This is a genomic window from Nostoc sp. 'Peltigera membranacea cyanobiont' 210A (genome assembly GCF_002246015.1).
In the GTDB taxonomy this organism is placed as follows: domain Bacteria; phylum Cyanobacteriota; class Cyanobacteriia; order Cyanobacteriales; family Nostocaceae; genus Nostoc.
In genome coordinates, this window is the sequence record NZ_NOLJ01000002.1 from 735,156 (window position 1) to 744,795 (window position 9,640).

Annotated in this window: 10 protein-coding genes; 6 read left to right on the forward strand and 4 right to left on the reverse strand. The window is 40.4% G+C overall.

The window, feature by feature from the left end:
- Positions 1 to 440 precede the first annotated feature (440 nt).
- The 5 genes from CDG76_RS08070 to nblB all read left to right on the forward strand — a co-directional run bounded on the left by CDG76_RS08070 (position 441) and on the right by nblB (position 4,315).
- Positions 441 to 1,397 carry an RNA polymerase sigma factor, RpoD/SigA family gene (locus CDG76_RS08070; RefSeq protein WP_094348517.1) on the forward strand — a complete coding sequence of 319 codons (957 nt, stop codon included), beginning with the start codon at positions 441 to 443 and terminating at the stop codon, positions 1,395 to 1,397.
- Between the two features lie 222 nt (positions 1,398 to 1,619).
- Positions 1,620 to 1,964 carry a DUF760 domain-containing protein gene (locus tag CDG76_RS08075; RefSeq protein ID WP_094348518.1) on the forward strand — a complete coding sequence of 115 codons (345 nt, stop codon included), beginning with the start codon at positions 1,620 to 1,622 and terminating at the stop codon, positions 1,962 to 1,964.
- Between the two features lie 557 nt (positions 1,965 to 2,521).
- Positions 2,522 to 2,938: an 8-oxo-dGTP diphosphatase MutT gene (gene mutT, locus CDG76_RS08080; RefSeq protein ID WP_094348519.1), complete on the forward strand. Its 417-nt coding sequence runs from the start codon at positions 2,522 to 2,524 to the stop codon at positions 2,936 to 2,938.
- 145 nt (positions 2,939 to 3,083) lie between these two features.
- Positions 3,084 to 3,548, forward strand: coding sequence for a CBS domain-containing protein (locus CDG76_RS08085; RefSeq protein ID WP_190240790.1), 465 nt, complete (start codon positions 3,084 to 3,086; stop codon positions 3,546 to 3,548).
- A 101-nt stretch (positions 3,549 to 3,649) separates the two neighbouring features.
- Complete coding sequence (gene nblB / locus CDG76_RS08090; protein WP_094348520.1) at positions 3,650 to 4,315, forward strand: phycobilisome degradation protein NblB; 666 nt, start codon at positions 3,650 to 3,652, stop codon at positions 4,313 to 4,315.
- 245 nt (positions 4,316 to 4,560) lie between these two features.
- On the opposite strand, the gene CDG76_RS08095 is transcribed toward nblB, so the two are convergent.
- A complete protein-coding gene (locus tag CDG76_RS08095; RefSeq protein WP_094348521.1) occupies positions 4,561 to 5,259 on the reverse strand; it encodes a PEP-CTERM sorting domain-containing protein in 699 nt (232 codons plus the stop codon).
- A 554-nt stretch (positions 5,260 to 5,813) separates the two neighbouring features.
- Entirely contained in the window at positions 5,814 to 6,332 is a 519-nt protein-coding gene (locus tag CDG76_RS08100; protein ID WP_094348522.1) for a DUF456 domain-containing protein, read from the reverse strand.
- Positions 6,333 to 6,691: 359 nt separating this feature from the next.
- On the opposite strand from CDG76_RS08100, the gene CDG76_RS08105 reads away from it, so the two are divergent.
- Positions 6,692 to 7,606, forward strand: coding sequence for a M48 family metallopeptidase (locus CDG76_RS08105; protein WP_094348523.1), 915 nt, complete (start codon positions 6,692 to 6,694; stop codon positions 7,604 to 7,606).
- A gap of 171 nt (positions 7,607 to 7,777) precedes the next feature.
- Here CDG76_RS08105 and CDG76_RS08110 read toward each other — a convergent pair whose 3' ends face one another.
- A complete protein-coding gene (locus CDG76_RS08110; RefSeq protein ID WP_094348524.1) occupies positions 7,778 to 8,416 on the reverse strand; it encodes a cofactor assembly of complex C subunit B in 639 nt (212 codons plus the stop codon).
- A 63-nt stretch (positions 8,417 to 8,479) separates the two neighbouring features.
- Positions 8,480 to 9,394, reverse strand: a complete 915-nt coding sequence (locus CDG76_RS08115; protein ID WP_094348523.1) for a M48 family metallopeptidase — start codon at positions 9,392 to 9,394, stop codon at positions 8,480 to 8,482.
- Positions 9,395 to 9,640 lie beyond the last annotated feature (246 nt).

Consider the following 9,640-nt stretch of genomic DNA (forward strand, 5'->3'; position numbering starts at 1 on the left):
GGAATGAATATAGTTCTCATTGAGATACTTTAACAAATATGAGGAAAATTATTTGAACCAGATAATTTCTTAAATTGACTTTTAGTCAGCCTTAAGATAGAGGGCAAGGTTACATTAACTGGAAAAACCAGAAGATTTCATGTCATTATTTAGCCAAAATCTTCTCATAAATGTTACAATTTTTAATAAGACTTCCATAAAAAATGTTTAAAAAGCAACCTTTTATCTAACTGTAGATACTTGTGAAAACTAGGAAATAACTGTAGTTTTAGCAGTTAAGAAGCCTAAATTTGATGATTATGAGCAGCCGAGTTTCTCAGGCGCGTAAGTTGCAAACCATAACATGGGTTCCCAGTCTGACTGGGTAGCACCCTAATAAAGAAAGCATCTATCCCTTAATGACCCTACCGCCAACCCCATCATTACCAAAGAGTAGCGCCATGAAGACCGCTCAGACAGCCACAGACCTCGTGCGGACTTACCTGCGTGAGATTGGCCGTGTGCCACTCTTAACACACGAGGAAGAGATTTTCTATGGTAAACAGGTGCAACGTTCTTGTGCTTTGCACGAATCAAGGGAATCTCTTGCCACCCAGCTAGATCGTCAACCGACTCTAGAAGAGTGGGCCACAGCAACAAACCTAGAACCAGCAGAGTTGAACGAAGCGATCGCAGATGGTGAAATTGCCAAACGCAAGATGGTAGAAGCCAATTTGCGGCTGGTAGTGTCCGTTGCTAAAAAGTACATCAAGCGCAACGTCGATTTACTGGACTTGATCCAAGAAGGTAGCATTGGTATGCAACGGGGCGTAGAAAAGTTTGACCCCACCAAAGGGTACAGATTTTCTACTTATGCCTATTGGTGGATTCGGCAAGCGATTACTCGTGCTATAGCCGAAAAAGCTCGCACCATTCGGCTGCCGATCCATATCACCGAAAAATTAAATAAGATTAAAAAGGCACAGCGTCAATTGTCTCAAAAATTGGGACGCGCTCCTACGGCTGGTGAGCTAGCTGAAGAATTAGAATTGACCCCCAAACAAGTACGAGAGTATTTAGAAAAGGCGCGTTTGCCTCTTTCCTTGGATTTGCGGCTGGGTGATAACTACGACACCGAACTCGGAGAAATGCTGGAAGATCCAGGCGCTTCTCCCGAAGAGTTTGTTATGCAATCTTCCCTATCTTATGACTTAGATCGTCTGATGGGCGATCTCACACCACAACAGAGGGAAGTAATCACATTGCGCTTTGGCTTAACTGATGGGCAAGCCCTGACTCTGGCTAGAATTGGTGAAATATTAAACATTAGTCGAGAACGAGTCCGACAAATTGAACGGGAAGCCTTAAGCAAACTTCGCAAGTCTAAAGCCAATATGGATGAATATTTGGCAAGTTAGAAGTTAGGAGTGATGAGTTTGTAATTAACTCCCCACTCCTCACCTATTTATTGGGGTGAGAAAATACGCTGACTTTGGTACGGTTACACCTACTTCCACTCTTGCGCTAGGCTGTTACATTAGTTGACAGGAAGACAAAATAACTAAGTCAAATCCAAAACAGACATTTAATATTTAAATCACAAGCACCGCAGCCAATAGTGGTAGTTAAGGAGCTAAAAAATGAGTAACCCATCCAATCGTGTCTCAGAATTTTTTAATAGTGAATCAGAAACTAACGATTTACTCTGGCAGTACGTTAAATCCTTGAGTCCAGAGACAGTTACCCAGCTATCCAAACCCACGTCTGCCGAAGTCTTTCAGGTGATGGAACGGAATATTACAGGGCTATTAGGTAATCTACCTTCAGAACACTTTGGTGTTACTGTAACCACAAATCGCGAAAATCTAGGTAGGCTTCTTGCTTCTGCGATGATTAGTGGTTATTTCTTGCGTAACGCTGAACAGAGAATGAATTTTGAAATGGCTCTACAAGGATCTGAAACCGACAACATCGAAATTGACTAGAAATGTAAAATTTGGTAAATTCAATCAATATTGTTGGGCTGAGAACTAATCATAGTTACAGCGATACGAATTGAAAATAAGTCTCTGCGAAATTTTTGCTGCTAATTCCCGATTATACATCAGCTAAGTTTTTTAAAATATCCAAAATAGTGACGAATTCAGGTTGAAATTTCAACGCAGAGGAACGCGGAATCTTTGATTTCGCTTCTCTGTAAACTCCTGTAATTTTGTGATTAATTCAATCAATTATATGTATGATATCAGGGATGTCAGGCTAGTTAGTTATAACTCCCGAACCTATGCAGAAAGCATAAAAATCCCTCTCCTCTAAACCTTTTTGCGGTCTGAATAATTAAGTATTTAAGCGAACATGATATTAGAGGCTTATTTATAAATGATGAATGCACATTTGTGGATAAACGAACAGCGCTAAATCACCTTTGCAATAAATCAAAACTCGGCAGAGTTACAACTAGTCTGCCGAGTTTTGTTATTAGTCAAGAGTCAAAATTCACGAATTCTTTCCCTACTCTCTACTCCTTACTCCCCATTCAATTATGAGTGAAACCAGTTCTTTCCCACCCCATAAAATCATTGGTGTTGCAGTAATTTGGAATGACCAAAAGCAAATTTTAATTGACCGCCGTCGCCCAGAAGGAGCGATGGGTGGTTTGTGGGAATTTCCTGGTGGTAAAATTGAGCCTGGTGAAACCATCCAAGAATGTATTCAACGGGAAATTTCCGAAGAACTGGGAATAGTGATTGAAGTGGGAGAGCATCTGATTACTATTGACCACAGCTATACAAACTTGCGCGTTACCCTCACAGTACATCACTGTCGCCATCTTACAGGTATCCCCCAACCTTTGGAATCCGATGAAATTCGCTGGGTAAGTTTGGAAGAACTGGAGCATTTTACTTTTCCGAAAGCAAATACTCAAATTATTGCTGCATTGAAAGGAAGTGGGGGCTAGGGACTAGGGACTAGGGACTGGGGGAACAAAAAAATAATCAATGACAAATGACCAATCCCGTAACAATCTATTAATTGCATCAGGTTGAGTCCCGCAATTTTCTACAATAGGCGCAGGGACTTTGATTTAAGGTGTCAGCAAATAAATGCCTAAAACCGTTGCCGATGTGATGAGCCGCGATCCTATTGTTGTCCGGGAGGAAACTCCACTCAAGGAAGCTATCCAAATTCTCGCAGAACGCCATATCAGCGGACTACCTGTTGTGGACGATCTCGGTAAATTGGTAGGCATTATCTCGGAAACCGATTTGATGTGGCAAGAAACTGGTGTTACTCCACCTGCGTACATTATGTTTCTTGATAGTGTTATCTATTTAAAAAATCCTGCTACGTATGACCGTGATTTGCACAAGGCTCTAGGGCAAACCGTTGGGGAGGTGATGAGTAAAAACCCGATCGCTATTTCCCCTGATAAAACTTTAAGAGAAGCAGCTACAATCATGCACGATCGCAGCGTTCACCGCTTGCCAGTACTTGATATTAAAGGTCAAGTAATTGGTATTCTCACTCGTGGTGATATTATTCGGGCTATGGCTGCTAGTCAAGATTAGTCAAAAATAGAGACGCAATTAATCGCGTACAAAAGCCAAAAATAGAGACGCGATTAATCGCGTCTGTCTTTTTTATACATTTGAAAATCAAGGATAACTAAATGAGTATTACTCCGGAGTCTGTTAAGCAATTGCTCAGTTCTGAGGATTTAGGCGATCGCTTACGTGCTGTAAATCAAATCCGCGAATTGGAACCTGCGGTTGGCTTTGAATTAATTCAAAGTGCTATTGGCGATCGCAATTCCCGTGTCCGTTACTCAGCAGTTAGTCAAATGGATACACTCGGAACGCAAGATTTACAATTATCCTTGGATATCTTGCGCGATCGCTTACTTCATGACTCCGAAGTAGATGTCCAAGCAGCAGCAGCAGACTGTTTGGGCGCTCTAAAGTTACGTGAAGCTTTTGAAGATTTACAGCAGCTTTATCATACAACTGGTGAATGGCTCATACAATTCAGTATTATTGCTACATTGGGAGAGTTGGGCGATCCGCGAGCCTTTGAACTACTCAAAGAGGCACTCTCATCAGAAAACGAATTAGTCCAAACTGCTGCGATTAGTTCTTTGGGTGACTTGGGAGATGTACAAGCAGTTCCTCTGTTGGCTCCCTATGCTACCAATCCAGATTGGCAAATTCGTTACAGACTTGTGCAAGCCTTAGCTCGTTTGAGTAATCCAGAAGCCAAATCTATATTAGAAACTCTGGCTAATGATGAAGTCGATGCGATCGCAAACGAAGCCAAAAATTCTTTGCAGTCAGTCTGAGTTCGTCTTTCTAGGAATAGTTAACCTGACTTTTCCATAGAATTACCGAAATGGGAAAAGTCGTTTTCAATAAAGTTTTTCTTGGAAATAATTAAAGGTTCGCAGTAATCGCTAAATTACTACGAACCAAAACCCATAACACTTCATTGAAAACCGATATAATTGGATAGATTTTGTACAAGGTGGTAGTCTTTACAATTGTTCTACCACCTTTTTATCAGCAATTTATCCGCTGGATTTTTTCATTAATTAGCCAGAGTTTTACGATGGCGAGACATAGCCATGACTGCACCTAATGCACCTAAGCCTAGTATTGTTGTTGGCTCAGGAACGGATTGTGAGATAGCATCTATTTGAAACTCATAGCGCCCAGAATTATTACCTTGCTTTAGAGTAGTAACTGATCCCTCGCCTATGGCATTTGTACCATCATAGAATGTTCCAAAGATTTTAAATACATCTAAGCTAGTAGTATATATGTTGTTTTTACTCTTTGTATTTTTTCTAGTAATGTCCTCTATAGTGGTTGCCTTAAACTTTATCCCATTATCAAAACTAAGGAATGGGTCAGCTATTGAACTCACACGAACTTTGTAATCTGCTGATACCGTTGTAGATAGAGGTGTAAATTTAGTGCTTGTGGTGCCTGGAACTAGATCTAAAATTAAGCTGTAAGGGTCGTTGTTCCCTACTGTAACTTTCTGTACACCAGTAAATATACCACTAGCAGATAATATCTTTGCTGGATTATCAAATTGGGCTACTTCAATGTTTGGAGTATTTTGTCCTGTTTTTTGAAGAGTCAAATCTCCCGAGAAAGAAACACTACTAAGAAAAGCCGCTTGAGCAGAACCAGCAGAGGCAAACATTCCAGCAGTAGCCAAGGGGATTGCGAAAGTAGCAGCCAGAGTCGCGTTTACTAATTTAGATTTTAAACTAATCATGAGCGTTTGAGAGTCCTAATAATAACCTGGAACAGAGAAATTGATTGCTTGACTTTTACTATCAGTAATCTATTTAAAATACTGTCAGTGAAAGCAAAACTTGCATGATGTATTTCTTATCTCCATAAAATCACATAGACTTAGAACCTGCAATATTTACTGAGTGGTCTTCATCACATCTTCAACTAATAAATAGTCTTCATAAAATTTTAATTTCTTACATATCTCCGCTTCGTATATCTCTTACTCTCTAGGGTTTAAATTATTGGCAATAGCTCTGACTTTAAGAAAAAATATTTACGTAATTAAAAATAAAAGTATATTTTTATACGTAAGATAGCTCAATCATATTTTAGATACATGGAGTATGCAGTGTATCTATAATCTTTCGAGTTGCCAATATTTAGTTAAACGGTTCCTCTCATAGAATAAATGGGAGAAACCGCTGTATTTGTTTACTATGGATAGTCTTTGCGATCAAATTGAATGTTTGTAACAAACAGCTAACTGTTAGCTATTGCCGCTGTTCTCATATCTGTCAGATTTTTCAAATGCTAAGAGCCAAAGACTTGTGGCCAGGTTGTTACAACAAAAACTACAACTGCGGCGATCGCTAACAACCCTTGAATCAAATTTCCAACCAAAGATCCGACTACAATTCCTATACCTGCTTTAACTGCTAACCCAAATTCACGTCGGTACAGATACTCACCAATAATTGCTCCCAAAAGCGGGCCTAGTAAAATTCCTAACAGTGGCCCCCCAAAAGGTAAAGTTGGCAATAATCCAAAAAATCCTACCACTAAGCCGACAATTGCGCCAATTTGTCCCCACTTGCTAGCTCCAGCTTGTTTTGCTCCCACATAGCTAGCCAAAAAATCCACTCCGACACTGAGTAGTAAAACTATAATTGTCACAATTAGTGGAATCTTGATAGCTGCAAAGGAACTACTAACGATTCCCCAGACAATAATTGCAATTAAAATTAAGCTGCTACCGGGAATCGCGGGAACTACAGCACCAATAATACCCACAACCATTACGGCAAGTAATAGCCAATAAATAATTTGCATAGATCAATTGTAAATTTCCAAATTTTCTCATAGGGACGCACATCTGTCATTGGTGTCAACTTAAGCCGAAAACTATATCGGACAGGCGTTTTGCAAATCCCTCACGCCCTCATCCCCTAACCCCTTCTCCCTTGGGAGAAGGGGAATTGAATGTCTAGCTCCCCTTTTTACGGATGGGAGAGGGGCTGGGGGTGAGGGCAAAACGTTGTCACCAAGCGGGTTTAGCGTTAAGTTGACACCTATGCACATCTGCGCGCTCCTACTGTATATTCTATCTGGGTAATGATAGCGAAAAATGCCTAGTACAATGTGGTGCAAGTTTGCCTAATGCTTCTAAACTGCTATTTAGCTCAAAACCTATGACGAGAAAAATATTAACTGGACTAAGTTCTGAAGCCTACGAACACCCCTTCGATCGCAAAGCCTTGGCTTCTTTGCAAAATATGCCCGGTGTCTCCCTACTACTCAAAAAAATTAACGAATACGGTATCGATCGCCTACTCAGACTGCAAAGCCTTGGTAGTGAAATCAGAATTTCATCCCGTAATTTTCCCCAATTACATCAAGCATTTGTAGAAACTTGCCAAATTCTTGATGTTGATCCACTTCCTGAATTGTATCTATTTCGAGGCACAGGTCACATTGAAACCTATATAGTTGGCGTGGAAAAACCCCTTGTCGGTATCAATTTAGATGCAATGGAGTGGCTTGACTCGGATGAATTAATTTACGTTTTCGGACATGAAGTTGCTCGCATCAAGAGTCAGCACATGGTTTATCACCAAATGGCAATTGTTATGCCAACTTTGAAAAATTTGTTGAGCAGTACCACACTGGGTGTAGGTGGCTTGGTAGCTGGTGGAATGGAACTAGGTTTGTATAATTGGCGGATGATGGCTAGGTTCACTGCCGATCGGGCTGCTTTGCTTGCTTGTCAGGATATTGACGTAGCAACTACTACACTGATGAAACTCGCGGGTTTACCAGATGAGTACTTGACTACTGCTGTAATTGAAGATTTTCTCATCCAAGCCCGTGAGTTTGCATCCAATAACTTTGATAGTGTGGATAAAGTCACCAAAATATTAAGCTATACAGAATCTGGGCTTTCTTGGGTAGTTATGCGGGCTGGCGAGTTATTGAAATGGGTTGATTCAGGAGAATATGATAATTTAATTCAACAAACAAATTTAAAGATCCCGGAAGAATTAGAAGAAAAAGAAGGAAAGACACCGCAAGAAAAGGAAGGTTGGAATTTTTTAACTTCTTGGTGATTGAATTTAAAACTTAAAATTTTAGATTTAATTTTTAAATTTAAAATGCGCTTGTGACACTAAATGACTTACCAATACCGATTAGCTGTGAGCTTGCTCCCAAACAAGGGGCTTAAGCCCCTTGTCTCACTAAAATTGGCTGGCTGGCTGGCTTTTAAACTAGCTGACAATCTAAGTACTAAGAGTAACGGCTAACTTATCAGCAATTCCCGCAATCCAGTTTTCATCTTGTTTGGTGTAACTGCGAGGAGCATTTGCTCCCAAAATTAATGCACCTTGGTTGCCAATAGGTTGACAAATTATACCTTGAGTATTTTCTGGTAAATAATCAAATTCAAGCCTACCTGGATATATTTTGAGAGCAACTAGATAAATCGGTTTTTGTTTTTCGAGTACCTGTTTTAAGATTACTCCTGGTACAACTTCAGATTTAGTACCCAAAATCCCGCGCCGCAACAAAACTTTACCTTGATAAAAAACCACAAGCGATCGCGTTACTGTATTAGTCAACAATAAATGAGATGCCCAGGCTAGCTCTGTTTTCACGGCTTCGGGTAAATCTGCTGCAAGTACAAAACCTTCTTCTCCAATTAGTTCTACAATATCAGGCGATCGCGGCTGAACTTGCTGCCAAATTAAACCCGTCAAAATTAACACCGCACTCAAAATCACACCCACTACATCACCACGCGATTGAGACTGGGTTAATTCCGGTGTCAATAAACGGTTAATTAGTAAAAGCACAGCGCCTAGCCCACCCACGACAATGGGTAGACGCCGCAAAACTCGATTAGGATCAGGTTTAGTCATTTAGTGTCACAAGCGCATTTTAAATTTAAAAATTAAATCTAAAATTTTAAGTTTTAAATTCAATCACCAAGAAGTTAAAAAATTCCAACCTTCCTTTTCTTGCGGTGTCTTTCCTTCTTTTTCTTCTAATTCTTCCGGGATCTTTAAATTTGTTTGTTGAATTAAATTATCATATTCTCCTGAATCAACCCATTTCAATAACTCGCCAGCCCGCATAACTACCCAAGAAAGCCCAGATTCTGTATAGCTTAATATTTTGGTGACTTTATCCACACTATCAAAGTTATTGGATGCAAACTCACGGGCTTGGATGAGAAAATCTTCAATTACAGCAGTAGTCAAGTACTCATCTGGTAAACCCGCGAGTTTCATCAGTGTAGTAGTTGCTACGTCAATATCCTGACAAGCAAGCAAAGCAGCCCGATCGGCAGTGAACCTAGCCATCATCCGCCAATTATACAAACCTAGTTCCATTCCACCAGCTACCAAGCCACCTACACCCAGTGTGGTACTGCTCAACAAATTTTTCAAAGTTGGCATAACAATTGCCATTTGGTGATAAACCATGTGCTGACTCTTGATGCGAGCAACTTCATGTCCGAAAACGTAAATTAATTCATCCGAGTCAAGCCACTCCATTGCATCTAAATTGATACCGACAAGGGGTTTTTCCACGCCAACTATATAGGTTTCAATGTGACCTGTGCCTCGAAATAGATACAATTCAGGAAGTGGATCAACATCAAGAATTTGGCAAGTTTCTACAAATGCTTGATGTAATTGGGGAAAATTACGGGATGAAATTCTGATTTCACTACCAAGGCTTTGCAGTCTGAGTAGGCGATCGATACCGTATTCGTTAATTTTTTTGAGTAGTAGGGAGACACCGGGCATATTTTGCAAAGAAGCCAAGGCTTTGCGATCGAAGGGGTGTTCGTAGGCTTCAGAACTTAGTCCAGTTAATATTTTTCTCGTCATAGGTTTTGAGCTAAATAGCAGTTTAGAAGCATTAGGCAAACTTGCACCACATTGTACTAGGCATTTTTCGCTATCATTACCCAGATAGAATATACAGTAGGAGCGCGCAGATGTGCATAGGTGTCAACTTAACGCTAAACCCGCTTGGTGACAACGTTTTGCCCTCACCCCCAGCCCCTCTCCCATCCGTAAAAAGGGGAGCTAGACATTCAATTCCCCTTCTCCCAAGGGAGAAGGGGTTAGGGG

Bases quoted from the DNA above. Each gene is read 5' to 3' on its own strand.
- CDG76_RS08095 (WP_094348521.1), bottom strand. From the start codon at position 5,259: ATGATTAGTTTAAAATCTAAATTAGTAAACGCGACTCTGGCTGCTACT.
- CDG76_RS08085 (WP_190240790.1), top strand. From the start codon at position 3,084: ATGCCTAAAACCGTTGCCGATGTGATGAGCCGCGATCCTATTGTTGTC.
- CDG76_RS08105 (WP_094348523.1), top strand. From the start codon at position 6,692: ATGACGAGAAAAATATTAACTGGACTAAGTTCTGAAGCCTACGAACAC.
- CDG76_RS08115 (WP_094348523.1), bottom strand. From the start codon at position 9,394: ATGACGAGAAAAATATTAACTGGACTAAGTTCTGAAGCCTACGAACAC.
- CDG76_RS08070 (WP_094348517.1), top strand. From the start codon at position 441: ATGAAGACCGCTCAGACAGCCACAGACCTCGTGCGGACTTACCTGCGT.
- mutT (WP_094348519.1), top strand. From the start codon at position 2,522: ATGAGTGAAACCAGTTCTTTCCCACCCCATAAAATCATTGGTGTTGCA.
- nblB (WP_094348520.1), top strand. From the start codon at position 3,650: ATGAGTATTACTCCGGAGTCTGTTAAGCAATTGCTCAGTTCTGAGGAT.
- CDG76_RS08075 (WP_094348518.1), top strand. From the start codon at position 1,620: ATGAGTAACCCATCCAATCGTGTCTCAGAATTTTTTAATAGTGAATCA.
- CDG76_RS08100 (WP_094348522.1), bottom strand. From the start codon at position 6,332: ATGCAAATTATTTATTGGCTATTACTTGCCGTAATGGTTGTGGGTATT.
- CDG76_RS08110 (WP_094348524.1), bottom strand. From the start codon at position 8,416: ATGACTAAACCTGATCCTAATCGAGTTTTGCGGCGTCTACCCATTGTC.